The 23503-nt window shown below is 53.6% G+C and carries 23 protein-coding genes and 1 pseudogene; 14 read left to right on the top strand and 10 right to left on the bottom strand.

Annotation, left to right across the window (positions count from 1 at the left end; genetic code table 11):
* The 3 genes from ACO1VH_RS09490 to lspA all read left to right on the top strand — a co-directional run.
* Nucleotides 1-294: Tn3 family transposase (locus ACO1VH_RS09490; protein WP_139267884.1), on the top strand; the 294-nt coding region annotated here is incomplete at its 5' end.
* A gap of 463 nt (nt 295-757) precedes the next feature.
* Nucleotides 758-1759 carry a cation efflux transmembrane domain-containing protein gene (locus ACO1VH_RS09485; RefSeq protein ID WP_188422801.1) on the top strand — a complete coding sequence of 334 codons (1002 nt, stop codon included), beginning with the start codon at nt 758-760 and terminating at the stop codon, nt 1757-1759.
* Nucleotides 1759-2283: a signal peptidase II gene (lspA, locus tag ACO1VH_RS09480; protein ID WP_188422802.1), complete on the top strand. Its 525-nt coding sequence runs from the start codon at nt 1759-1761 to the stop codon at nt 2281-2283. The genes ACO1VH_RS09485 and lspA overlap by 1 nt, the downstream gene beginning before the upstream one ends.
* 173 nt (nt 2284-2456) lie before the next feature.
* On the opposite strand, the gene ACO1VH_RS09475 is transcribed toward lspA, so the two are convergent.
* The 4 genes from ACO1VH_RS09475 to ACO1VH_RS09460 form a co-directional block, all read right to left on the bottom strand.
* A protein-coding gene (locus ACO1VH_RS09475) for an IS3 family transposase (RefSeq protein WP_486244221.1) occupies nt 2457-3607 on the bottom strand; the annotation gives its coding sequence in 2 pieces (ribosomal slippage) (nt 2457-3370 and nt 3370-3607; 1152 coding nt in all).
* A 219-nt stretch (nt 3608-3826) separates the two neighbouring features.
* Entirely contained in the window at nt 3827-4051 is a 225-nt protein-coding gene (locus tag ACO1VH_RS09470) for an HAD domain-containing protein (protein ID WP_188422769.1), read from the bottom strand.
* Nucleotides 4052-4643: 592 nt separating this feature from the next.
* Nucleotides 4644-5219 (bottom strand): 3'-5' exonuclease, encoded by a 576-nt coding sequence (locus ACO1VH_RS09465; RefSeq protein ID WP_188422770.1) that lies wholly within the window; start codon nt 5217-5219, stop codon nt 4644-4646.
* Between the two features lie 69 nt (nt 5220-5288).
* Nucleotides 5289-6287 carry a hypothetical protein gene (locus ACO1VH_RS09460; RefSeq protein WP_486244220.1) on the bottom strand — a complete coding sequence of 333 codons (999 nt, stop codon included), beginning with the start codon at nt 6285-6287 and terminating at the stop codon, nt 5289-5291.
* 111 nt (nt 6288-6398) lie between these two features.
* Here ACO1VH_RS09460 and ACO1VH_RS09455 point away from each other — a divergent pair, with 111 nt between their 5' ends.
* The 5 genes and pseudogenes from ACO1VH_RS09455 to ACO1VH_RS09435 all read left to right on the top strand — a co-directional run bounded on the left by ACO1VH_RS09455 (nt 6399) and on the right by ACO1VH_RS09435 (nt 8476).
* Complete coding sequence (locus ACO1VH_RS09455; protein WP_188422772.1) at nt 6399-6734, top strand: ArsR/SmtB family transcription factor; 336 nt, start codon at nt 6399-6401, stop codon at nt 6732-6734.
* Nucleotides 6731-7213, top strand: coding sequence for an ArsI/CadI family heavy metal resistance metalloenzyme (locus ACO1VH_RS09450; RefSeq protein ID WP_188422773.1), 483 nt, complete (start codon nt 6731-6733; stop codon nt 7211-7213). The genes ACO1VH_RS09455 and ACO1VH_RS09450 overlap by 4 nt, the downstream gene beginning before the upstream one ends.
* Nucleotides 7214-7249: 36 nt before the next feature.
* On the top strand, nt 7250-7756 hold the full coding sequence (locus ACO1VH_RS09445; RefSeq protein ID WP_188422774.1) for an arsenate reductase ArsC: 507 nt from the start codon (nt 7250-7252) through the stop codon (nt 7754-7756).
* 5 nt (nt 7757-7761) lie between these two features.
* A pseudogene (locus ACO1VH_RS09440) lies at nt 7762-7968 on the top strand (arsenical-resistance protein); the annotation flags it as partial.
* Between the two features lie 382 nt (nt 7969-8350).
* Nucleotides 8351-8476 carry a YHYH domain-containing protein gene (locus ACO1VH_RS09435; protein WP_188422775.1) on the top strand — a complete coding sequence of 42 codons (126 nt, stop codon included), beginning with the start codon at nt 8351-8353 and terminating at the stop codon, nt 8474-8476.
* 52 nt (nt 8477-8528) lie between these two features.
* Here ACO1VH_RS09435 and ACO1VH_RS09430 read toward each other — a convergent pair whose 3' ends face one another.
* Complete coding sequence (locus ACO1VH_RS09430; protein WP_229724166.1) at nt 8529-9566, bottom strand: DNA-binding protein; 1038 nt, start codon at nt 9564-9566, stop codon at nt 8529-8531.
* 311 nt (nt 9567-9877) lie between these two features.
* Between ACO1VH_RS09430 and ACO1VH_RS09425 the strand changes: the two genes are divergently transcribed.
* Genes ACO1VH_RS09425 through ACO1VH_RS09415 form a run of 3 tightly spaced genes read left to right on the top strand, consistent with a single transcriptional unit; the run spans nt 9878 to nt 12535 of the window.
* The gene (locus ACO1VH_RS09425; RefSeq protein ID WP_188422776.1) at nt 9878-10492 is read left to right on the top strand and encodes a hypothetical protein; all 615 of its coding nucleotides are present in this window, start codon (nt 9878-9880) and stop codon (nt 10490-10492) included.
* Nucleotides 10467-11564: a helix-turn-helix domain-containing protein gene (locus ACO1VH_RS09420; protein ID WP_188422777.1), complete on the top strand. Its 1098-nt coding sequence runs from the start codon at nt 10467-10469 to the stop codon at nt 11562-11564. The genes ACO1VH_RS09425 and ACO1VH_RS09420 overlap by 26 nt, the downstream gene beginning before the upstream one ends.
* The gene (locus tag ACO1VH_RS09415) at nt 11564-12535 is read left to right on the top strand and encodes a site-specific integrase (RefSeq protein WP_188422778.1); all 972 of its coding nucleotides are present in this window, start codon (nt 11564-11566) and stop codon (nt 12533-12535) included. The genes ACO1VH_RS09420 and ACO1VH_RS09415 overlap by 1 nt, the downstream gene beginning before the upstream one ends.
* Before the next feature lie 184 nt (nt 12536-12719).
* Here ACO1VH_RS09415 and ACO1VH_RS09410 read toward each other — a convergent pair whose 3' ends face one another.
* The 5 genes from ACO1VH_RS09410 to ACO1VH_RS09390 all read right to left on the bottom strand — a co-directional run bounded on the left by ACO1VH_RS09410 (nt 12720) and on the right by ACO1VH_RS09390 (nt 19597).
* Nucleotides 12720-13385: a cation diffusion facilitator family transporter gene (locus ACO1VH_RS09410; RefSeq protein ID WP_443093955.1), complete on the bottom strand. Its 666-nt coding sequence runs from the start codon at nt 13383-13385 to the stop codon at nt 12720-12722.
* Nucleotides 13385-16600: a CusA/CzcA family heavy metal efflux RND transporter gene (locus ACO1VH_RS09405; RefSeq protein WP_188422779.1), complete on the bottom strand. Its 3216-nt coding sequence runs from the start codon at nt 16598-16600 to the stop codon at nt 13385-13387. Before ACO1VH_RS09405 ends, ACO1VH_RS09410 begins: the two co-directional genes overlap by 1 nt.
* A 17-nt stretch (nt 16601-16617) precedes the next feature.
* The gene (locus ACO1VH_RS09400) at nt 16618-17847 is read right to left on the bottom strand and encodes an efflux RND transporter periplasmic adaptor subunit (RefSeq protein WP_188422780.1); all 1230 of its coding nucleotides are present in this window, start codon (nt 17845-17847) and stop codon (nt 16618-16620) included.
* A 10-nt stretch (nt 17848-17857) separates the two neighbouring features.
* On the bottom strand, nt 17858-19138 hold the full coding sequence (locus ACO1VH_RS09395; RefSeq protein ID WP_188422781.1) for a TolC family protein: 1281 nt from the start codon (nt 19136-19138) through the stop codon (nt 17858-17860).
* Nucleotides 19139-19228: 90 nt separating this feature from the next.
* Nucleotides 19229-19597 carry a hypothetical protein gene (locus tag ACO1VH_RS09390; protein WP_188422782.1) on the bottom strand — a complete coding sequence of 123 codons (369 nt, stop codon included), beginning with the start codon at nt 19595-19597 and terminating at the stop codon, nt 19229-19231.
* Between the two features lie 818 nt (nt 19598-20415).
* On the opposite strand from ACO1VH_RS09390, the gene ACO1VH_RS09385 reads away from it, so the two are divergent.
* Genes ACO1VH_RS09385 through ACO1VH_RS09375 form a run of 3 tightly spaced genes read left to right on the top strand, consistent with a single transcriptional unit; the run spans nt 20416 to nt 23489 of the window.
* Complete coding sequence (locus tag ACO1VH_RS09385; protein WP_188422783.1) at nt 20416-20679, top strand: hypothetical protein; 264 nt, start codon at nt 20416-20418, stop codon at nt 20677-20679.
* Nucleotides 20660-22105, top strand: a complete 1446-nt coding sequence (locus tag ACO1VH_RS09380) for a TolC family protein (RefSeq protein ID WP_229724167.1) — start codon at nt 20660-20662, stop codon at nt 22103-22105. Before ACO1VH_RS09385 ends, ACO1VH_RS09380 begins: the two co-directional genes overlap by 20 nt.
* Nucleotides 22106-22118: 13 nt before the next feature.
* Complete coding sequence (locus tag ACO1VH_RS09375) at nt 22119-23489, top strand: multicopper oxidase family protein (protein ID WP_188422785.1); 1371 nt, start codon at nt 22119-22121, stop codon at nt 23487-23489.
* The last annotated feature ends 14 nt before the right edge of the window (nt 23490-23503 follow it).

Here is a 23503-nt window from a genome sequence, read left to right as displayed (position 1 = left end):
GTGTTCTTCAACCGCCTTGGGGAAATCAGGGATCGGAGCTTCGAGCAGCAGCGCTACCGGGCCAGCGGCCTCAACCTGGTGACGGCGGCTATCGTGCTGTGGAACACGGTGTACCTGGAGCGCGCCACCCAGGGGTTGGTCGAGGCCGGCAAGCCGGTGGACGGCGAGCTGCTGCAATTCCTGTCGCCGCTGGGCTGGGAGCACATCAACCTCACCGGCGATTACGTCTGGCGGCAGAGCCGCAGACTGGAAGACGGGAAGTTTCGGCCCCTACGGATGCCCGGAAAACCTTAGCGTACGATTTTTTCCGAATTCTGCGAGCCCCCCTCATAGAAGCGCACGGTCACCGCTTGGCAGCCAGCCGCTTTCGCGAATTCGCTTATTTTCATAAAGCCTCCTTGACCTTATAGCTACTATAAGCTTTATTCTGCAAGAATTGACGCGGGAGGACAACATGGCGGCAGAAACGAGTCAGCAGGGAAACAACCGTTACCGTAGCACCTATACGGTACCGAAGATGGATTGCCCTTCAGAAGAGAACTTGATTCGGATGGCACTGGCAGCCATACCGGTCCACCAATTTGCATTCGACCTTCAGAACAGACGTGTGACGATCGAGCATGACGGCATACCTGACGATGTATCTGCACGCCTTGAGCCTTTGAAACTAGGCGCGACCTTGGCCAGCTCCGAGCCACTATCGGTTCTAAATGATCGGCAGTCAACGCATCAAGAAACGACGTTCAGCATCCCGAAGATGGACTGTCCATCTGAAGAGAATCTGATCCGCATGGCGTTAGCCGACGAGCCCGTCACCTCATTGCGTTTCGACTTGCCGAATCGGACGTTATACATCACGCACAGTGCCGATCCGGCCGATTTGCTCGCACGCCTGTCGCCATTGAATCTTGGGGCGTCGGTGAAAGAAACGCGTGTGGTAGGCGAAGGCAGCAGCGGTTATCAGCAAACTGTTTTTTCCATACCGAAGATGGATTGCCCTTCTGAAGAAAACCTGATCCGCATGGCGCTTCAGGAATACGGTGATAGCGTGCGTTTGTCGTTCGATCTAAAAAGCCGTCAGTTGCAGGTCGTGCACCAGGTGCCGGCGTCAGAGATTCTTGCCAAGCTCAGCCCTTTGAATCTCGGTGCATCGATTACGCAGACAACAATGGCGGACAGCGGACCGGTCAGCGCGACGGCGGCACCAGACGACACAGGAGAAGCGCGCACGCTGCGTCTGCTGCTGGCGATCAATGGCGCCATGTTTGCCGTCGAAATGATATTGGGATTAATGGCGCAATCGGCCGGGCTGGTCGCGGATTCTCTGGATATGTTCGCCGACGCTGCCGTGTATGGGCTTTCGCTTTACGCGGTTGGCGGGGCCGCGCACATGAAGGTCCGGGCAGCGCATATCGCTGGTTGGCTACAGATGATTCTGGCCGTCGGCGCGCTGGTAGAAGTCATACGCCGGTTCACGTTCGGCAGCGAACCGGAGTCGGACCTGATGATGGGGATCGGCGTACTTGCCCTGATCGCTAACGTGAGCTGCCTGGTACTGATTTCCCAAAAACGGAATCATGGGGTGCACATGAAAGCGAGTTACATCTTTTCTGCGAACGATGTGCTGGCGAACATCGGTGTCATCGTGGCCGGCTTGCTTGTCCACTGGACACATTCGTCGTATCCGGATCTTATTATCGGCACCTTCATCGCGTTGATTGTCATGCGTGGTGCTCAACGCATTTTGAAACTCTCTTGATGGATATTCCCTTTCAGGAGACCTCAACGGAGCAACGCTGGCTCCAAGCAAGAAGGCGGCACCGCACGGGCCTGCTCACGCTCGCCTTCATTGTGTTCGCTCTTGATCAGTTGACCAAACGGTGGATAGAGTCGACCTTGGACTTGGGGCAAGTATGGCCGGTATCGTCCTTTTTCAATTTGGTTCATGCCCTCAATACAGGTGCGGCATTCAGCTTTCTGGCCGACCAATCCGGGTGGCAACGTTGGTTTTTGATCGCACTCGGCGTCGGCATATCAGCTGCGCTCACCATATCGATCGTCTTGCATCCACTGCAAAAAACGGCGACATCGTTTGCCCTGCTAATTGGCGGCGCGATGAGCAATGTTGCTGATCGTTTAACGCGGGGCGCCGTTGTCGACTGGCTGGATTTTTACCTGATGAGATGGCATTGGCCCGCATTCAATATTGCGGACATGTCGATCGTGGTCGGCGCGCTCTTGCTTTGCCTCCACGCACATTACGGCGAACAGCCGACTCCCTGAGAGGGGACAGCCGGGACGTTAAAAAAATTGCGGTTGGTTCTCGCCTTCAAACTTATATTGAACTGTAGTGCGTGTTGCACTCCAATGCGAAATTAATGCCAAGCCGCAGTAACGCCACCTTAGCGGTCCTGCCAGCCTTCTTCGCTGACACGTCATGAATCGCACCCAGTATCCTAGACACTAGCGAGCCGCTCGAAATACTGCTTCTCGTAGTTTACCGGCGACAGCCGATTGTTGTAACCATGCCGGCGCTTCGGGTTATAAAACATCTCGATGTAATCAAACACATCCTGCCTGGCTTCTTCCCGCGTGCTGTATGTCCGCCGCTTTATCCGCTCCCGCTTTAGCAGCTGGAAGAAACTCTCTGCTACCGCATTGTCGTGGCAGTTTCCTCGCCTGCTCATGCTGGCCTGCAGGTTATGGGCCTTCAGAAAGTCCTGCCAGTCGTAACTGCTGAACTGACTGCCCTGGTCTGAATGTACGGTTACGGTCTCTTTCGGCTGACGGCGCCAGACTGCCATCAGCAGCGCATTCAACGCCAACTCCCGGTCCATGCGAGCTTGCATCGACCAACCCACCACCTGCCGGGAGAACAGGTCGATGACCGCCGCCAAGAATAGCCAGCCTTCATGTGTACGGATGTACGTGATATCAACGACCCATACCCGGTTTGGCTCTGCCACGTCGAATTGCTGCTGCAGGCGATTGGGAGCGATGACCGCCGCCTGGCCGCCACGGTGTCCAGGTTTGCGGTGATAACCGGTCTGGGAGCGAATGGCGGCATGTCGCATCAGCCGATAAACACGGTTGTGCCCGCAAGTCTCTCCCAGTTCCCGCAGGTCGTCATGCACCTTGCGGTAACCGTACACCGCACCGCTTTCCAGCCATGATTGCTTGATATGCCCTAGCAGCCGTTGGTCTTCAATACTGCGCTTCGATTGGGGATTGGTTCGCCAGGCGTAGTAGCCGCTCGGATGCAGCGCCATTACCTTGCACAGCCGTCGCACCGGATACTCGCTCTCATGCTCCCGGATAAATGCGTACCTTACCCGGACGTCTTGGCAAAGTACGCGGCGGCCTTTTTTAGGATGTCGCGCTCCTCGGTGACCCGCTTGAGTTCTGCCTTTAACTTGCGGATTTCGGCTTCCTGGCCCTGCGCTGCTTGCCGTTCAGGGGCCGATACGCCGTATTTCTTAATCCACTGATATAGGCTGTGGGTCGTCACTCCGAGCCGACTTGCCACCTCGGCAACGGGATGCCCCCGTTCGGTCACTTGCTTGACCGCCTCAGCCTTGAATTCTTCTGTATATCGCTTGCCACTCATAACACCTCCATTTAGCCAAATTATATGGCTCGGAAGTGTCTACGGAAGTGGGGGCGATTCATCATATAAGTTCAATGCATCGTAGATATACCTACATTGCGAGTCTCACATCTATAACCACGTCAATAAATAAATTCTTCAAAGCGAAGGCGGCGGCAAAAGCGCTGCGAAATTGTGGCTACTATGAGATGCGAATTTATGGCTACTTTGGCGTGCGGATCAATGGCTACTTTCATGCGCATCCTCAATGTCCTGAGAAAACAGGGTTTTCAAGTACGGAAGTGCGTAATCTTGCCGCCAGCTACTGCTAATTACGATTTGTACATTTACGTATTCTCTTAGTACTGCCTCAAGCCTCGGTAGATTGCAAAATAATTTCGCACTGTCCTGAGGTGGAGGAAAATCATGCAGAACGCCGTCAAAATCTAGAAAAATAATTTTCATTCTGCGAATCGCATTTAACCTGTACCTAACAGATACGTGGAGCGCGTAGACGTCATCAAAGTGTGACTTTACGGAATGAGATACCAAAGAAAAAGGCCCCGAAGGGCCTGATCTCGGTAGTAGGCTACCTTGCGAGATTCTGTTTCCCCTGCTAGCCGCAGGACCCAATTTTCTTTGGGCAGCACGTCCGTCTTTCACTCGCTCTCGGATCGTCTTGGACGGAATTGTACATTGAGAGTCAGTCTCGCAATGCGTCAGTGGCACTAAATTTTCGTCCAACCGGCGCTACTTTCCCCAACACTTCGCAGTTCTGTCGCGTGTCTTACTAATCATGACGATCCGCTACGATTGCCAGAAAAAGAAAAGCCGCCAAGGTTGCGCATTGTTAAGAGGCGTGGCGGCTATGTTGAAATCACTATAACCAAACCAGTGCATTTGCACAAGACCTTTAGTGAGTATACGCATCGACATTGCCACTGATTCGCATCTCAAAGCTGCCACCTAACGCATCTGAAACCTGCCATCGATTCGCATGGCAAATTTGCCTACGCAGACCAAGCGTTATGCGATCAGTTCAATGCCACAAACTGATTTATGGATTTTGGCCGAGCGTTTTTTCTCCAAACACCCAGGGCAGCAAGCGCGCAATATTCAACGCATCATCGAGACCACGATGATGCGTTCCCTCCAGCGTGAGTCGAGCTAGTTGACAGGCCTTGACCATCCCAACCTCTTTACCGATGCGCTGCGCTTTTGCGAATAATCGCTTGGCATTCTGGTGCGGGAGGCCAAGCGGTTCGGCAATTCCATGCAAAGCGCTATCCCGCATGATTTGTTTTTGGTCGTATGCACCCCAGCTCACCCAGATTGATGTTGCGGTTCGATATTGCTCGACAAACTGGTGGAGCAATACCGCCGCATCCGGAAACAATGGCGCGCTATCCACATCACCTTGGTGAATGCCTGTGAGAGAAGTACAAAACGTAGTCAATTTTGGATTTCTGACGGGGCGCACGAACGATTGAAAGCGTCCCAGAACCGTTGCCTCGGGCCCAACCCAGCACGCACCGATTTCGATGGTTTCCATCTGCTCTGCAACGATAGAGCCGTCATCCGAGCAAGTCGCTTCAAGGTCAATTACTAGAATCGTCGCGTCTGGACGTGCCATTCATTCTCCACTTCAAATACTTTATCGATAGAAGACGCTTCCTCATGAGGATTCTTCCTCCGTCTGTCTTTATCCGATCGATATGCTATGTACTTGTAGCTGTTCTTTGATATTCGCCTCGTGTTTGGCCAGCCAATTCCCTGGCTCGATCTTTTCAGATTTTTTCCCTAACCGAGACATAGCCAGCCTAGCGGCCTTGGCACGCTCGTTTTTATCCTTTGTCAGAAAACAGAACAGGGAAAAATCATTCTCGAAAAATTTTCGCTCTAAACGCTGCCCTTCTTGGATAGATCCGACATATTGTTGCAGCCTTCCTGCAACAGCATTGACTTGCTTAGATTTACGTCGCAAATCCGGCTCTTGGATCAATGTTTCGGCAAGTTCGTACGCACGTACAATGTCATTGACTGCATCGTAGAGCGCATTAAATGCTCCTGCAGTAACCAGATCAAGTGCGGCAAGACTTCCAAGCCGGTGTTGGAATGAGCTGTTTTCGTATGTCGTGTGTCCATTCGAATCTGTCTCGGTTCGCTGCCGTGTGGCAGTAATGAAGACTTCATAGCGACGCGTTCTGACCATGTCCTGTAAACGTCTCGTGGTCAGCAAACCGAACTGACTTGTTGTCTTTTGCATCCGAGCTTCAAGGGCTTTGACGTCCGCCTGCATCTTTCCTAGCGCTCCAAGGCGCTCGGACTTGGCTGTAAGCGCTTCCGATAATGAGGCGATGCGCTCTTGCCGCGCCTTTTCATTCCGATAATGACTGAGATCGACCATCAATCGGCGATCGGCACCGAATTTGTTCACGCCACAATCGCCTCCGACCAAAGTCAACTTTCCGTCGGCTCTCTCGACAAGCCAGCCATGATTATGTGGTTCCTCGCACAGTTTTCCATTTTCTTTCTGCACACAGCAGCGCACTTTTTCCGGTAAGTGATAGTCGCCAAACAATCGTTTGTAATTAGCCGGGTTGAGTGGTGCATTCACTTCAAACTGATCGAGTGCTTGAATTTCTTCGAAGCTGCCGAAGGTACGAATTTCTAAACTGGATGCATTAGGCTGAGCACTCATGGATAGTGGGCAAAGTTGTTTGCAATGTCGCATTCTATACTGGACATACGTACAGTAACCGACCATGCCAAATGATTTGATTATCTCCATTATTTCGACTATTATTGAAATATGGAAGAATTAGAAATCGCCAAAGCGCTAAGTGCCATCGCGCACGAGTCGCGGCTCGCCGTTTTCCGTCATCTTGTTCAGGCCGGACCGCAAGGTCTACCCGCCGGCAAGCTGGCCGAATTAACAGGCTTGGCTCCTTCGTCCCTATCGTTCCATCTCAAGGAACTCGTCATGGCCAATATGGCGAGCTCAAGGCAGGAAGGGCGATTTGTCATCTACTCGGCCAAGTACGAAACCATGAATGCCGTGCTGGCCTACCTCACTGAAAACTGCTGCGGCGGCAACCCTTGCACTCCGGCTTCCCCCGCCTGCTGCCCTGAAGGAGAATCGTCATGAAACGCATGCATGTCCATGTCCGTGTGGCCGATCTGGCGCACAACATCCGTTTTTACTCGGCGCTGTTTAATGCAGAACCAACAGTCGTCAAGTCTGACTATGCCAAGTGGATGCTCGAAGACCCACGCATCAACTTCGCGATCTCATCGCGCTCGAACGCCATTGGCGTCGACCACTTGGGCTTTCAAGTAGAAACCGAGGAAGAGCTTGAAGAGATGAACGAGCGGCTTGCGAAGGCCGATCTACCAATCGAAACGCAGGTAGACGCCGCATGTTGCTACGCAAAGTCGAACAAGCACTGGACTATTGATCCGCAAGGGATTGCCTGGGAGAGCTATCACACGCTCGACAGCATTCCGGTGTTCAGCGAATCGCGCGAAGAGCCAGCCGAAACGGCCTGCTGCGCACCGGCACCCACGATTATTCCCGTTGCGGCATGCTGCGCGCCCGCCAAAGACAAAAGCAGCTCGGGCTGCTAACCATCCGTTCTTAACTTCCACCTCGATCGCGACATCATGACCGACAAAACCTACAACATCCTTTTCCTCTGCACCGGTAATTCCGCACGCTCGATCATGGCAGAAGCGCTTGTCAGCACCATGAGCAAAGGCCGCTTCAAGGGCTTCAGCGCTGGCAGCAATCCGGGCGGCAAGGTCAATCCGTTCGCAATTGAGATGGTGACCCGCACTGGATATCCAGTCGACCATTTGCGCAGCAAGAGCTGGGATGAGTTCGCCGCACCAGACGCGCCACATATGGACTTCATCATCACCGTTTGCGATAACGCGGCCGGCGAAGCCTGCCCGCACTGGCCAGGGCACCCAGCGACAGCACACTGGGGCTTTGAAGATCCAGCTGCGGCAGAAGGTACTGATGAAGAAAAACGTGCCGTGTTTGAAAAGATATATCGTCAGATTCTGGCGCGGATGAATACTTTCCTCAGCCTTCCACTGCACGTGCTGGAAAAGCACGCCATCCAGCAAGAACTCCGCAAGATTGGTGAAACACCGGTCGCAGCCTAACCGTCATGACAGCTTCACAAGCGGCCGTCGCGAAAGAGGCAGCACCAAGCATTGGTTTTTTTGAGCGATATCTGACGGTCTGGGTCGCGCTATGCATTGTTGTCATCGGCATCGGGCAGGTCTTCCCTTCCGTGGTACGTGTAGTTGGCGGCATGGAAATCGCCCAGGTCAATCTGGCGGTGGGCGTACTGATCTGGGTGATGATCATTCCAACTGCCCATCAAGCGCCATGTAGTGGCAAGTTTGCCATGCGAATAGATGGCAACTTTCAGATGCGACCCGTAGCAGGTTTGTTATGCGATCAGATGGCAAGGTTGCGATGCGAATCGATGGAAGTTTTGATGCGAATATTCACTTTAGAGCGTACCGTAGAAATTTCAGCCAAGATATCAATGCCAGATAAGGCAAGTATAGAAAAGTTAGGAAAGTTATCGAAATTTCCTAACTTTGACGACTGAGACTTGGTTATGCGATTCGCCTTCAACTGCAATGATGACAAATTAACAAATTGTTGGTAAATATTCCTAGTATCGGATCTCACCTTCCTGAATAATTATCGGGCGCCATTTGCGCATGAATTACTTGGGAGGAAACATGAAAAAACTATTAGCCGTGGCATGCATGCTTTTGATGAGCTCTGCAGCCTTTGCTCATTCGGGCGGAACCGATAAAAATGGTTGCCACAATGATCGTAAAAATGGCGGTTATCACTGCCATTAAGATTGACGATGTGATTGGTGGCTTACGACAGGATGCAGTAAGCCACCTTCTTCTACCCTTCCCCTAGGGATTGGGGTTGGAATTTGTCGAGCAACCCACGCAGCTCTGCAATCCGGTTTTCTTGAGAATCAATTTGAGCGGTCGCGGCGGCAAGCTGTAGTTGCGACTGTTGTAGATCCACAACGGACCGCGCATATTGTGTATCGCGCTCGACCAACATTTTCTCCTTTTGCGCCAAATCCTTTTCAAGCAAGTTGCAGCGTTCCTGGAATGGCCGTAACACATCTATTTTCTGTTCGGTCTGATGCAGACGGGTATCCCGTTCGCGTAGCGCCAATTCAGCATGTGAAATTTCATTGACCAGTCGACTTCCCTCTTGATTGAGCCGCGTCACTTCTTCTTGCTTAACGACCAGGCTTTGCTGGAGGTGTCGCATTTCGGCTTGTAGTTGCTGAATTTGCTGCTCATGCCGGCGACTATCCTGATCGCGCTGCTCTTTTACCGAGTGTCGATAATGCTCCAGCGCTTCTCTGGCATGCTGATGCTTTTCTTCCAGCGAACGTCGATGCCCTTCGTTTTCCAAAAGGCGCTCTTTGAGATCAGCCACTTGCTGTTCAGCCGTATGTCGCGCAATCGATTCTGATTGGAGTTGCGTTCGGCGTTGCTCCTGACTATCTGCCAGAGCGTTGTAAGCGTTTCGTACCTGGTCAAGCTGGGCAGTCAAGGAATCGATTTGCGCCCTGAACTCGGCAGCAGTGTCCGCGTGGTACCGCTCGCGTTCAGCCGCTTGTACCTGACATTCATCGATCTTGGCGCGCGATTCGTTTTCCAACTGCATGGCCAACCGCTCCACCAGGTCCAGCACTGCCTCGGAGACGGTCATGCAGCCATTAGCAACACCGCCCTCTTCGTCTTCCAGTTCCTTCAGGTATTTGTGGATCGTTGTTTTGGAGCCGGTATTGCCCAATTCAATACGTATGGCATCAAGCGATGGGTGCCGGCCAAGCGCCAACAACGCATCACGTGCCTTTTTCACGTCAGTCTTATATAGACCGCTTCGCGCCATTGGATCGTCCTCAATCAATATCATACCGTGGTACGTACCACGTATATACATACTAATAATACCGCAATTCTGGAGAAAAATTTGAACTGATTGATGCCAGATAATAAAAAATTATCCTATGTGATGCCTCCAGAATGCACATTTAGCACGGTGCTTGCCTGTACCGCAGCGTTAGGCAGCACGATCGTTAATGCAACGAATAAAGCTTTAATCAGGACGCGAATTTGCAACGATGATGGCTGTCAAATCAACGTCGGAATAATATTTGGAATAATTTGTTGAATATTTTGTTGTTGCGGCATATGATTCAGACATTCCGATCCTATGGAGTCTGTATGCCGTTTCTGATCAAGTCCCAAGCTGATACTCTGCTACGTCCATTTTTCAACGATTTCGAACAAATCATGCGTGCCGCCTGGCAGGATTGGCGGGATAACCGGTTGGCAGCACAGATGCAACATAAGCGTGTGCGAGCAGCCATTGTATGGAACCAGATGTTGGCACATGCCAAACGGCAGTTTGATGGCCGCGAGGACGTCACTGTTGATACGGTCAAGGAATGGGAAGGCATCCTGATTGATGGGCGAATCTTTATCCGCATGAAAAAAGGGACGGATAAGCTACTTTCCCGCAATTTTCCTACACAGACAGCATTGGCGTTTCATGATCAGGATCAGGATTTGTTCGGCGGAATTGTCCGTCTAGAATTACTTTATGTGTTGAACACGGCCGAAACAGACATTGAGCGCATCGTTTTGATTCAACGACACAAGAAGCAAATTGTTTGGTCGATTGACTTGCTCGACGAAGCAGACGACAGGCACAATGTACAGCCGCTTATTCCGCTGGAACCCGCCCCCGAAACGGGCTCTGTGGCGGACCGGATTATCAAACCGAAGACAGATCAAATAGACAAGAAGCAATATGGAAGCTCAGGCGTCGATTCCTAACGCGGTATTTCGCCCGGATTTATTGGGCCTGCGTCGCCGCATGCGCGACATGGGGCAGGCCCAATTGGCCGATGCATGTGGGATTGGCCAAGGAACCTTGTCCAAGATTGAACAAGGCCTGCGTGAACCAACGGAAGAGATCGTACATAAGCTGGCCTCAGCCCTGCACTGCTCTCCCTCATTCTTTTATCAGGCAGAGCGTGAATACGGCTCACCGATGAGTGCGCATCCGATGTTCCGCAAAAAGGCTTCGGTCGGACAGAAAGTGCTCGATCGCGTCATTGCGGAATTGAATGTCCGCATCGGGCATATTCGGACGTTTCTATCGAGCGTCGATTTTGCACCTGAATTGCCTTTTCCGCAGTATGACGTGGATGACTATAACGGCGACATCGAAACAATCGCCGAACACGTGCGCCGCGCCTGGTACGTGCCCCGTGGTCCAATCAAATCGTTAACGGAGTTTGCCGAACGTGCCGGCTGTCTGGTTGTGCACTGTGACATGGAAGCAGCGCGCATCGATGGTGTCAGCTACCGTATTCCAGGCCTTCCGCCAATTATTTTCCTGAATCGCAATCAGCCGGCTGACCGTATGCGGTTTTCACTGGCCCATGAACTAGGGCATTTGATTCTGCATGACTATCCAACGCCAGACATGGAGAAGCAGGCCGATCAGTTTGCGTCTGCATTGCTGATGCCGAAAAGCGATATTGGTCCAGAATTGAATGGGTTGACGATCGAAAAAGCCGCGTACATGAAACCGCTGTGGCGCGTGTCGATGGCATCGCTGATTTATCGCGCCTCAACGCTCAATCGCATCGATCAGGGGAAATACATCTATCTGTGGCGTCAAATGTCGGCACGGAACTTCCGCTTACGTGAGCCAGCTTCACTGGATTTTCCTCATGAGGTTCCCAGCGTCATGGACGCCCTGGTGACCAATCTCACCCACAACATGGGTTACTCCCATGACGAACTGGCCGCGATTCTGCACCTGTATTACGACGAAGTTGCACATATGTACAACTTGACGCCGTCTGCTCCGAAAACTGGCTTGCGTGTTGTGAAGTAATGTCTGGTGTCACAAAAGTCGAGCAATACCTGCAAGCCGCCATACGGGAAAACACCCGTAAAAGCTATGATGGGGCAATCAGGCACTTCGAGATCGAGTGGCGAGGATTTTTACCGGCAACGGCTGATAGTGTTGCCCGTTATCTAGCCGACTATGCTGGCAATCTATCCGTCAGTACGTTGCGCCAACGTCTTGCCGGACTAGCGCAATGGCATGTCGACCAAGGCTTTCCGGATCCGACAAAAGCGCCGGTAGTAAAAAAGACCATGCGTGGTATCCAAGCGCTGCATCCAGCGCGAGAAAAGCAGGCACGGCCGCTGCAGCTGGCGCAGCTCGATCAAGTCTCTAAATGGCTGAATCAAGAAATCCAGCATGCCCAAGACTGCGGCGACAGGCCCACATTTTTGCGTCATTCCCGTGACAAGGCTCTTCTTTTACTGGGATTTTGGCGAGGCTTTCGAGGAGACGAGCTATCGCGATTGGAAGTGCAAAATGTGGAGGTCGTTTCCGGCGCAGGGATGACGGTGTTTTTGTCGCGCACCAAAGGCGACCGCAACAACCAAGGAACATTTTTTAAAGTGCCTGCATTGTCCCGACTCTGCCCAGTCGAAGCGTATTTGGACTGGATCTACGCGGGAGGTCTAACTGAAGGGGCAGTTTTTCGCCGCGTCGATCGCTGGGGGCACATCGGCGATCGCGGACTGCATATAGACAGCCTCGTACCGTTACTACGTATCGCATTCGCATCTGCGAACGTGCCATTTGCAGATCAATATAGCGGCCATTCGCTGAGACGTGGATTTGCCAACTGGGCGACTTCCAATGGATGGGATCTAAAAACCTTGATGGAATATGTCGGATGGAAGAGTGTTCAATCTGCTATGCGCTACGTTGACTCCGTAGATCCATTTGGACAGGCGAGAATCGAAAATGCGCTGTCAGCGAACCAATCGCGCCATATTCCTTCATAAAACTGCTATCTATTAATGTTCGTGCTCTGGTTCGTACGACTGACAATAGCAATCACGGATATTCCTCTACTAAATCACTAACGAGATGCACTGTTAGACTGGTCTTTCCACTTGGAATGTCCCATACGTGAAGGTCGGGACGTCCCCCAAGTATGGCACGCAAGGACCGTCAATATCCGCAACGCTAGTCTCTTCCTGGCACACTTTCCAACAGCACATTGAGACTGCTTCTAAGTAAGGTCCACGTTCGCGGTAGCACCCAAAAACAGATTGCCACTGCTACTACAGAATCGCCCCATGTCCACCCCGTATAGCGGATGATGACGGCGCCTACAATAACACCAAGCGAACCAAGCATATCGCTCCTCACTTCGAAATACGGCCCCTTCATGCTCTTGTCTTTACCACCGGACAGAACACACATGCTGACGAGGTTGGTTATCAACCCAAGTATGGCAATGATCAGCATGCCGGCGGACTGGATTTCTGACGGTAATTGCAAGCGCCGATAGATGTCAAAGAGAATATATAAGGCGACACCGAACAGCAATACAGCGATGAATGCAGCAGCCAGAATCCCGAAACGGTAGTAACCGAAGGTTCGCATTCTGTTCGTTGGTCGCCTACCAATACGGATTGCGGCAAATGCGATCGCTAGCTCCGTGGTATCAGTAAACATATGGGCTTCATCGGATAGCAACGCCAGACTGCTGGTCAATATGCCACCAATCACTGTAGCGATCAGGAAGTCGGTAATCAGACCCAGCGCGAGCAGCAATGCCTTCTCACTCCCCTCACCTTGCGGCACGTGGGAATGCGAATGACCCAAGTGAGAATGCCCGTGTCGCATCATGTCGCTCCTTTCGGATAAGCTCGCCGCCTCCAAAACAGGAGTCTCGCGTACCATGAACTGTCCTGTGCGCCATTCATTCCAGTCGATTCATCGTCACGATGCATAATCTCGTACAGTAGCGGCAATACCAGCAGCGTCAGCAGCGTCGAGGATAAAATGCCGCCAATAACCACTGTTGCCAGTGGTCGCTGTACTTCGGCTCCGGTACCGGTGGCCAATGCCATCGGCACGAAGCCGAGTGAGGCGACAAGCGCAGTCATCAATACCGGGCGCAACCGTGTCATCGCTCCTTCATGGATGGCATCAGACAACGCTCTTCCCTCTTCCCTCAAGTTGCGAATGAACGAGATCATCACCAATCCATTCAACACGGCCACGCCAGACAGTGCGATGAAGCCGACCGCAGCCGAGATAGATAAGGGAATCCCGCGCAACCATAGTGCGATCACACCGCCCGTCAGGGCAAACGGGATGCCCGTGAAGACCAGCAAACCGTCCTTGATATTGCCGAACATGGCAAACAGCAGCACAAAGACCAGCAGCAAGGAGATTGGCACCACGATTTGCAGTCGTTGTGCTGCCGATGCAAGGTTTTCGTACTGGCCGCCCCATGCTATCCAATAACCAGGAGGAATCTTCACGCTTTGGTTGACTTGCACCTCGGCATCCGCAACAAAGGAACCGAGATCCCGTCCGCGGACATTGGCGCTGACCACTACCCGGCGCTTGCCGTCTTCACGGCTGATCTGGTTCGGGCCCGGTGCAATATCCAGGCCAGCGATCTCCCCCAGAGGGATATAGCTGGCGTTCTGGTTCGGGTTCGTCGCCGGCAACTGGATCGGCAAGCGTTTCATCGCTTCGGGATCACCACGTATCGATTCTGGCAGGCGGACGACAATATCGAAGCGGCGGTCCCCCTCGAATAAGGTTCCGGCTTCCTGACCACCTATCGCTGTCGAAATCGCCTGCTGGACCGTGGCAATGTTGAGGCCATAGCGCGCCGCTTTGTCACGGTCGATATTGATTGTCAGCATAGGCAACCCGGTGGTTTGCTCCACTTTGACTTCAGACGCGCCGGAGACGCCCTTCAGAGCTTGGGCAATACGATTTGCCGTTTCATTCAACACATTCATATCGTCACCGAACACCTTCACCGCGACGTCACTTCGCACACCGGATATCAACTCATTGAATCGTAGTTGAATCGGTTGCGAGAACTCGTAGCTATTCCCCGGTATCTTGTCGACTACCTCTTGAATCTGCGCAAGCAGCTCGTCACGTGACTTTCTCGGTTTGGGCCACTGATCTTCCGGCTTCAGCATGATGTAGCCGTCGGAAATATTCGGCGGCATCGGATCGGATGCGACTTCCGCAGTGCCAGTGCGTGCGAAGACACGCTCGATCTCAGGGAAGGTCTTTATCAAGGTCGTTTCGATCTGCCTTTGCATTTCGACGGATTGCGTCAGGCTGGTAGCGGGAATCCGTAAGGCTTGAATGGCAATATCGCCTTCATTCAAGCTGGGTACAAATTCGCTTCCCATGCGTGAAGCGATTAACAAGCACAACACAATGATTGCCCCAGCCAGCGCCAGAATCACCGGTTTGTTCGCCATTCCATGCTTGAGCAAGGGCTCGTACCGAGCTCTGGCGTATTCCATCAGCCGATTTTCTTTTTCCTGAACCTTATCCCCGATGAACAGCGCCACCGCGGCTGGAATGAAAGTTACCGAGAGGATCATCGCACCGAGCAAGGCCGTAACAACGGTGAAGGCCATCGGATGGAACATTTTCCCCTCTACGCCAGAAAGAGCAAAGATGGGCAGGTACACGATCATGATGATCAACTGGCCGAAAATCAGCGGTCGGCGCGCCTCCCTGGAAGCGGCGTAGACCTCGTGGAAGCGTTCGGAGCGCGTCAACGGACGGCCGTGATGCCTTTGCGCGTGCGCGAGCCGCCGCACGCAGTTCTCGACGATGACCACCGCACCATCGATAATGATGCCAAAATCCAGCGCGCCCAGACTGAGCAGATTGGCGCTGACCTGATTGCTGACCATGCCGGTGAATGTGAACAGCATCGCGAGTGGGATCACCATCGCGGTGATGAGCGCCGCACGAATGTTCCCAAGAAACAGGAACAGAACCGCGATCACGAGAATGGCACCCTCCAGCAGATTCTTTTTGACCGTGTGAATCGCCTTGTCCACCAGGACGGTTCGGTCATAGACGGTGATGGCTTCCACGCCAGGCGGCAGGGTCTTGTTGATCTGCTCCATGCGTTTGGCTACCGCCTTGGAGACTGCACGGCTGTTCTCTCCCATCAGCATGAACACCGTTCCAAGAACCACTTCGCGCCCATTGTCTGTTGCTGCGCCCGTGCGCAGCTCGCGGCCGATATCGACCGTTGCCACATCGCGGATGCGAACCGGCACCCCACCGGTATTGGCGACAACGATATTGCGTATGTCGTCCAGCGTGCTGACCTGCCCTGGCACACGGATCAGATATTGCTCACCTCGGCGTTCAATGTAGCCTGCGCCGACATTGCTGTTGTTACTCCCCAGCGCCGTGACCAGGGATTCCAGCGTCAGATGGTAAGACGCGAGTTTTTCGGGCGAAGGCGCGACGTGGTATTCCTTCGCATAACCACCGATCGAGTTTATCTCAGTGACACCGCGCACGTTGCGTAATTGCGGTTTGATGATCCAGTCCTGGATCTCACGCAAGTCTGTTGCGGTGTAACCGGTACCGTCAGGCTTTTTGGCGTTTGGCTTCGCTTCGACAGTCCACAGGTAGATTTCACCCAGGCCCGTGGAAATTGGACCGAGCTTAGGCGTGATGCCAGCTGGCAAACTGTCTTTTGCTTCCTGTATCCGCTGATTGACCAGTTGGCGAGCGAAGTAGATATCCGTACCATCCTTGAAGACAACGGTAATTTGCGATAAACCATATCGCGACAGCGAGCGCGTCTGCTCCAGGTCAGGCAAACCAGCCATTACCGTTTCGATCGGATAGGTAATGCGTTGCTCTGTTTCGAGAGGTGAATAGCCAGGTGCCGCCGTGTTGATCTGGACCTGGACGTTTGTGATGTCGGGAACTGCGTCGATTGGCAGCTTCTGGTAGCTGTATATTCCATATCCTGCCATGCCCAGCACGGCAAGTAATACAAGCCAGCGATGGGCGATTGAAAATTGAATGATGCGTTCAAACATGTCGTTTTCCTCTCGCATCAATGCTCATGTTCGACATCGTTCTTGCCCTGTTCTGCCTTCAGGACAAAGCTGCCAGTAGCTGCATATGAAACGCCCTGCTGCAAGCCTTCCACTATTTCGACGTAATGGACGTCACTACGGCCCGTCTCTACGTGTACAGGAATGAAGCCCTGTGGCACCCGCACGAAGACGGTCGGCTTTTCTTCCACCGACTGGATCGCATCGGACAGCACTGCAAGGGGGACCTCAAATTCGCCGGACGCGATCTCCACGTTGGCAAACAGACCGGGGCGCCATGCCCCCTTCGGATTCGGCAATACGATGCGCGCCGTTGCGGTTCTGGTCTGTTCGCCCAGCAGTGCTCCTACGTACGAGACCCTCCCCTTGGCTTCGGAATCAAAGGAGGTGGCGCGCACCACAGCGCTTTCTCCCACGCGGACAGCGTCGAGCTGATGCGCTGGCACGCTGATTTCCGCCCACACGGTTGACAAGTCGGAAACGGTGAAGACATTCAGGTCTTCACGTACCGACTCTCCCTGCGAAATGTGCTTTTCGACGACCATGCCGTCGAACGGCGCGCGAAGTTCGAAGCGGTTCAATGCGCCAGTGTTTGCACTTGCACCAATCGCTGTCAGCTTTTGGCGTGCATTGCGTGCAGCGATTTCCGCCTCACGCAGCGCCTGCTGCGCCTGCAGATAATCCTGCTGTGCGGAAATTTTCTCCTCCCATAGCTGTCTCTCGCGCTTGTAGGTTGCGCGTGCCAATGCCAACCGTTCCTCAGCATTCAGCAAATCGCTGCGCAGATCCGAGACCACGGTACTGCTGATCGTTGCGAGCAACTGGCCTTTTTTGACTTGCTGACCGAGGTCGGCGGAAACCGACTCGACAATACCCGTTACGCGAGGGACGATATGCGCCGTTCGATCCTGATTGAACTTGATTTCCGCTGGAAGCTGGATCGTCGACGCAATGGTCGCCGGGCCGCTGGTCGCCAGTTTGATTCCTGCTTGAGCTATCTGCGCCTCATTCAGTACGATCGGCTTTTCTTCATCGGCGCGATGCCCAGCTTCGCCTTCATGTGCGTTGCTGTCTTGTGGGCGGTTCGCCGTTTCCGCAGTGGCGTGCGTTTCGCTTGGTTCGGCTTCGTTGCCGCTACTCTGCGGACGATCCAGCACAAGGATCAATGCACCAAGCAGCGCCGTGACGACAACGATGGCCAGAATGGCCGTCTTCTGTTTCTTGTTCATAAGTTCTCGCTTATTTTGTTGTGCCGGCGGCGCCGGTCAGCCGCTCGATCTCGGCCGCCGCGATATGGGCCTCCGAAAGAGAGCGCAAATATTGGGATTCGGCCTGAAAGAGGGTTCTCTGCGCATCAAGTACGTCGATGAAGTCAAATTTGCCGTATTCGAATCCCTTGGTCGCCGCTTGGTAGGCCGTCGTCGCGTCAGGCAGTATTTCCGATCGGTAAAGCGTCGCTTCTTCGTGCGCCGTCTTCAAGCGTTGATATTCACGGCGTATTTCATTTTCAGCTCTTACGCGCACAGCCGTAAGTTCGTCGTTGGCTGCATAGCTGCGGCTCAATGCCTCGTGGAGACTGCCTTGATTACGGTCGAATAGTGGCAATGGAATGGAAAGACCGATTACCGTCTGATCCCGGCCCAGCGTTTCATCGCGCTTGTTGCCGATGGTGAGCGTCAGATCACCGACCCGCTTGGAACGCTCGACGGCTACAAGTGCTCGCCGCCGCTCAAACTCCAGCCGCGCACGTATCACTTCTGGCGATTGACCTACCTGTGCCTGTACCGTGCTCCATGCAGGCAGTGCAGGCAAATCGTCGACCTCACCCCGTACCGTATCGAAATCCGGCTCGCCGATGCCGAGAAGCGCTGCCAAGCGGAATCGCGCATTGATCAGATCGCTGTTCGCCTGACTCAACTCCACCTGCGCGGCGGAGCGAGCCACACGGGCCTTGGTCTCATCTAGCGGAGAAACCTTACCGGCGGCGACGCGCTTTGCCGCAATATTCCTCGCTCGTTCTGCCAATTCGAGCGAGCTCTGCGCGATGCGGTATCGCTCTTGCATCGCCAGAACGGTGTAAAAAGCGCCCACGACTTCAGTTCTGATCTCAATACGTTTAGCGCGCAACGCCTCATCCGCAATGTCGGCGCCACGCTGAGCCGCTTCCATACGTGCAGCACGTTTTCCACCCAGCTCGATCGGCTGGCTTAACTGTACCGTCGTCGTGCGCGTTTCCTTGTGCAGATCTTCAAGCAGATAGCCGAGTTCGGGATTCGGTATCGCACTGGCCTGACGTTTCAATCCGGCATTGGCCTCTACTTCATGCAGCGCGATGCTAATCTCCGGGTTGTTTTGCAAGGCGCGGTCGATCGCTTGCTGCAGGGTGAGCGCACCATCGTCCTGGTGAAGATAGAACGTTTTTTGCTCGCTGCGCGATTGAATATTTTGAGGCGGTTCTGCGAATGCGATTTGCATGACAAACGGCACGGCGCAAATGAGCCAATATGACTTCGATGTCATCAGATTCTCCAAATGAAAAACAGGAAAAATCCGGCGACAAGCTCAGCGAGTCAGCAATGCAAAAATATGAAGACTGAGGTCAACGCCGGACTAGACGGCAGCTGACCACTTGGGACGCTCAGGGCGAGGAGAAGGAAGTGACGCGAAGAAGGTTGCTGTCGAAATCAGCGATTTAAAAGCTATGACGTTGAATATTGGTGCAGCCAAGCCAAGCGGTGGCAGAATGACATTGGAATGATGCGCCAGATGGCATACCGAGCAATTGTCATCAAAACCAACAGGCGTTTTATTGGTGTGAGAGTTGTCCGCAACGACTTCTCTACTCCCGTCATCATGATTATGAGCGAAATAGCCGCCTGTCGCCTCCGCCAGCTCGGAAGAGCTATAGAGGACAACGGCTCCCCAGCTCGCCTGAAGCGGCAATATGAAAAGCATGAAGATAATCACAAGACGACGCATGTTCCGAATAATAAGGTCTGGAAGCGCCGAATGCAATCCTCCAGAATTGCTAGTGGTCGCAACTACTTGAACGTACGCTCACCATACTTTTTATTCGCCATTTTTGAACCTTTTTCAGAATAGGGTTTGCCACAGCCCCTCTTAATTAACTCATCTATTTGCTTCAAGCCGCTCAACAGTGAAAAATGCTTGACCTTCCCACATGGGAAGGCCTAGGCTTGCGAAAATAAGAGAAAATTGCGCTGTCGACATGACTCGTTTCGTAAAAACCGTTCTGCTTTGGCTGTTGATCGCCGCGCTGCCCCTCCAGGGAATAGCCGCTGCGGTAAAGGCCGCTTGCGGCCCGGAACATCACGAAACAATAAGTTCAAATATCATGTCGTCTCATGAGGCGATGCCGGACGAAGAGCATGCACATCACACAATGGTGATGAACGATGCCGGAAATCCTTCCGATCACGGTTCGAAGAGCCAGCATCAGCATAAGAGCGCCTTTTGTAGTTCCTGTGCAGCCTGCTGTGTCGGTGCAGTCGCTCCGCCTGTCAGCTTGAAACAACCTTCCCCGCCGACTCTTTCTGAGACGGCACATGTTCTTGCCTCGCCATGGATTGCAGGATTCATTCCCGCCGGTCCTGAACGCCCTCCTCGACACCTTTCCGCTTAATCGAACGCGAATCTGCGCGTAGCGACACTTGTCGTTTGCCGTAGATCTATTGTGATCGCGCATTTGCGCGATCGCCTCATCGATTCTGAGGGAAATTATGGTCTTTTCATATCGGCTTATCGCCGCTGCTGTCGCGCTTCTGCCGGCAGTCGCGATGGCCAACCCATCGCACACCGCGCCCGATCCGGTCAGTGCAAACACAGCAGTACCGACACTGCAATATCAATCGAGTTTTGCATCCTATCGCGCCGCCGTCGATGAAGAAGCGACGCCTGATGCCCGCTGGATCAGCGCCAATCAGGAAGTTACTGGCGGCGGGCATTCCATGCACGGCATGCATGACATGCAGACCTCCAGTCCCGCCCCCATGCAGATGAATATGCAGGCGCATGAGGGACATGAAATGGGAGGTCACTAGGATGCGGCAGAACAAGAAACTTCGCCGTTATGTCGGCATTCCATTGATGCTTTCAATGCTCATCCTGGGCGGTTGTGCTTCCTTTTCGCAGGACGGCGGCTTTGACTCGGTATCGGCCCTGACAAAGGAACGTTCTGGCCAAAGCGTCCAGAAAATCGCTTCGCCGGATGCAGAAGATGCTGCGCGCGCAAAAGTGCGTGAGCTGCTTGCCACCCCTCTTACACCCGACACCGCCGTTCAGATCGCACTGCTGAACAACAAGGGATTGCAAGCATCGTTTGCCGAACTCGGGATCGCGGAGGCGGATTATGTGCAGGCCGGGCGCATGCGTAATCCGGGATTCTCGTTCGGAAGACTCGGTAATGGCAGTGACGCCGAGATCGACCGCAGTGTCATGTTCGATTTGATTGGTCTGCTCACAATCCCGGTAAGAAGCGGAATCGAACAGCGTCGCTTTGAACAGACGAAGCTACAAACCGCCAAGGAAGCGATCATGCTCGCTGGCGAAACACGGCGTGCCTATTTCAACGCCGTTTCTGCCGCGCAAACCGCGCAATACATGCAGCAGGTCCAACAGGCAGCCGAGGCCGGTGCAGAACTCGCACAACGAATGGCACGCGTGGGCAACTGGAGCAAATTGGATCAGGCGCGTGAGCAAGCATTTTATGCCGACGCAACCGCTCAGGTAGCCCGTGCCCGTCACAACGCAGTTGCTGCGCGTGAAAAATTGAATCGACTACTTGGGGTCTGGGGTAGCGGTTTGACCTACGAGCTGCCAGACAGGCTGCCTGATCTTCCCAGTTCTGTCGTGGAGGCAGGGAATATTGAGCAAAAAGCATTGGAACAACGGCTCGACGTCCAAATTGCAAAAGGCGATGCCGTGGCAACCGCTCGAGCCCTTGGCCTGACCAAGGCAACGCGGTTCATGAATGTGCTGGATGTCGGTTACATAAACAAGAGCGAGGCCGGCATGCCACGCGAGAACGGCTATGAAATTTCGCTCGAATTGCCGATCTTCGATTTCGGCGGCGCCCGCACGGCGAAAGCTGAAGCGATCTACATGCAGTCGGTAAACCGTACTGCGGACATCGCTATACGTGCCCGCTCCGAGGTACGTGAAGCTTATTCCGGATACAGAACTTCCTACGACATCGCGAAGCACTATCGGGATGAGGTAATCCCACTTCGCCAGAAGATTTCAGACGAAGTCATGCTCCGCTACAACGGCATGCTGGTGAGTGTTTTTGAATTGCTGACAGACGCCCGCGAGCAGATAAGCAACGTCAATGCGGCAATCGAAGCACAACGGGATTTCTGGATCGCAGAAACTGACCTTCAAGCTGCGATGAATGTTGGAGGCGCGGATAACGGCAGCTCGATGCAGGTTGCCAGTGGCGGCGCACCAAGCGCAGCTGCACACGATTAAAAGGACGCAATAAATGGTTTCTCGTAGAAATTTTTTCAAAGGTGCCGGTGTGGCGGTTACCGCTGGTCTTGTCAGCCGCGTCAATGCCGCGACCTTGCCCGAAATCGTCAACATGTCAGGGCCCGCGACGCAGCAGCCCTCGTTGCCCGCCAGCGGCCGCCCGTTCAATCCGGTCATCACGCTCAACGGCTGGTCTTTACCTTGGCGAATGAATGTCGGTGTCAAGGAGTTTCATCTGGTGGCTGAACCTGTCGTGCGCGAAATTGCGCCGGGCATGAAAGCGAACCTGTGGGGCTACAACGGCCAAAGCCCAGGCCCCACGATTGAAGTGGTTGAAGGCGATCGCGTCAGGCTGTTCGTGACCAATCGCCTGCCAGAAGCGACAAGCGTGCACTGGCATGGCCAGCGCTTGCCAAGCGGCATGGATGGCGTAACAGGCCTCACACAACGTGCAATCGAGCCGGGCAAAACATACGTGTACGAATTTGTCGCCGAGCATGCTGGCACGTTCATGTATCACCCGCATGCCGACGAAATGGTACAGATGGCGATGGGGATGATGGGATTCTGGGTCACTCACCCACGCAACCCGGCAGAGCATCGCGTCGATCGCGACTACGTCATGCTCCTCAACGCCTATGACATCGATCCCGGCAGCTATACGCCCAAAGTCAACACGATGCTGGACTTCAATTTATGGACCATCAATTCGCGTTCCTTCCCTGGCGTGGCGCCGATGGTCGCGACGACCGGAGATCGGGTTCGGGTGCGTATCGGCAATCTCACGATGACGAACCATCCGATACACCTGCACGGCTTTTCGATGGAAGTAACGGGCACCGATGGTGGCTGGGTACCGAAATCGGCACGCTGGCCGGAAGTGACAGTGGATATTGCCGTGGGCCAAATGCGCGCGGTCGAGTTCGTGGCCGACAAGGCGGGAGATTGGGCTTTTCACTGCCATAAGTCGCACCACACGATGGGACCAATGGGCCACTCGGTACCGACCATGATTGGCGTCAAGCAGGACGATATCACCAGGAAGATCAACAAGCTGGTGCCGGATTACATGGCAATGGGACAAAACGGCATGGGAAGCATGGCAACCATGCAGATGCCGATTCCCGACAATACCTTGCCGATGATGGACGGGCAAGGGCCATTCGGCGGAATCGAAATGGGCGGCATGTTCACGGTCCTGAAGGTACGAGATGGCCTGCCGCGTAACGACTATCGGGATGTCGCTTGGTACAAGCATCCGAAAGGCAAGCTCGCCTATGAATGGACTGGTGACAAGCCGCCAGTTAGCCAGGCGCCGAAGATGGACAGCGGTGTGCCGGCAACGGAAGTCACTGTCCGCAAACCTCAAAGTCATCAGCATTAAATTTAACCAAGGAG

This window comes from Oxalicibacterium sp., assembly GCF_057353965.1.
This window is presented reverse-complemented; position numbering and strand designations above follow the sequence as displayed.

Coding starts and splice junctions, on each gene's coding strand:
- ACO1VH_RS09485 (WP_188422801.1), top strand. CDS start 758: ATGGACTGTCCATCTGAAGAGAATCTGATCCGCATGGCGTTAGCCGAC.
- lspA (WP_188422802.1), top strand. CDS start 1,759: ATGGATATTCCCTTTCAGGAGACCTCAACGGAGCAACGCTGGCTCCAA.
- ACO1VH_RS09470 (WP_188422769.1), bottom strand. CDS start 4,051: ATGAAAATTATTTTTCTAGATTTTGACGGCGTTCTGCATGATTTTCCT.
- ACO1VH_RS09465 (WP_188422770.1), bottom strand. CDS start 5,219: ATGGCACGTCCAGACGCGACGATTCTAGTAATTGACCTTGAAGCGACT.
- ACO1VH_RS09460 (WP_486244220.1), bottom strand. CDS start 6,287: ATGAGTGCTCAGCCTAATGCATCCAGTTTAGAAATTCGTACCTTCGGC.
- ACO1VH_RS09455 (WP_188422772.1), top strand. CDS start 6,399: ATGGAAGAATTAGAAATCGCCAAAGCGCTAAGTGCCATCGCGCACGAG.
- ACO1VH_RS09450 (WP_188422773.1), top strand. CDS start 6,731: ATGAAACGCATGCATGTCCATGTCCGTGTGGCCGATCTGGCGCACAAC.
- ACO1VH_RS09445 (WP_188422774.1), top strand. CDS start 7,250: ATGACCGACAAAACCTACAACATCCTTTTCCTCTGCACCGGTAATTCC.
- ACO1VH_RS09435 (WP_188422775.1), top strand. CDS start 8,351: ATGAAAAAACTATTAGCCGTGGCATGCATGCTTTTGATGAGCTCTGCA.
- ACO1VH_RS09430 (WP_229724166.1), bottom strand. CDS start 9,566: ATGATATTGATTGAGGACGATCCAATGGCGCGAAGCGGTCTATATAAG.
- ACO1VH_RS09425 (WP_188422776.1), top strand. CDS start 9,878: ATGCCGTTTCTGATCAAGTCCCAAGCTGATACTCTGCTACGTCCATTT.
- ACO1VH_RS09420 (WP_188422777.1), top strand. CDS start 10,467: ATGGAAGCTCAGGCGTCGATTCCTAACGCGGTATTTCGCCCGGATTTA.
- ACO1VH_RS09415 (WP_188422778.1), top strand. CDS start 11,564: ATGTCTGGTGTCACAAAAGTCGAGCAATACCTGCAAGCCGCCATACGG.
- ACO1VH_RS09410 (WP_443093955.1), bottom strand. CDS start 13,385: ATGCGACACGGGCATTCTCACTTGGGTCATTCGCATTCCCACGTGCCG.
- ACO1VH_RS09405 (WP_188422779.1), bottom strand. CDS start 16,600: ATGTTTGAACGCATCATTCAATTTTCAATCGCCCATCGCTGGCTTGTA.
- ACO1VH_RS09400 (WP_188422780.1), bottom strand. CDS start 17,847: ATGAACAAGAAACAGAAGACGGCCATTCTGGCCATCGTTGTCGTCACG.
- ACO1VH_RS09395 (WP_188422781.1), bottom strand. CDS start 19,138: ATGACATCGAAGTCATATTGGCTCATTTGCGCCGTGCCGTTTGTCATG.
- ACO1VH_RS09390 (WP_188422782.1), bottom strand. CDS start 19,597: ATGCGTCGTCTTGTGATTATCTTCATGCTTTTCATATTGCCGCTTCAG.
- ACO1VH_RS09385 (WP_188422783.1), top strand. CDS start 20,416: ATGGCCAACCCATCGCACACCGCGCCCGATCCGGTCAGTGCAAACACA.
- ACO1VH_RS09380 (WP_229724167.1), top strand. CDS start 20,660: ATGAAATGGGAGGTCACTAGGATGCGGCAGAACAAGAAACTTCGCCGT.
- ACO1VH_RS09375 (WP_188422785.1), top strand. CDS start 22,119: ATGGTTTCTCGTAGAAATTTTTTCAAAGGTGCCGGTGTGGCGGTTACC.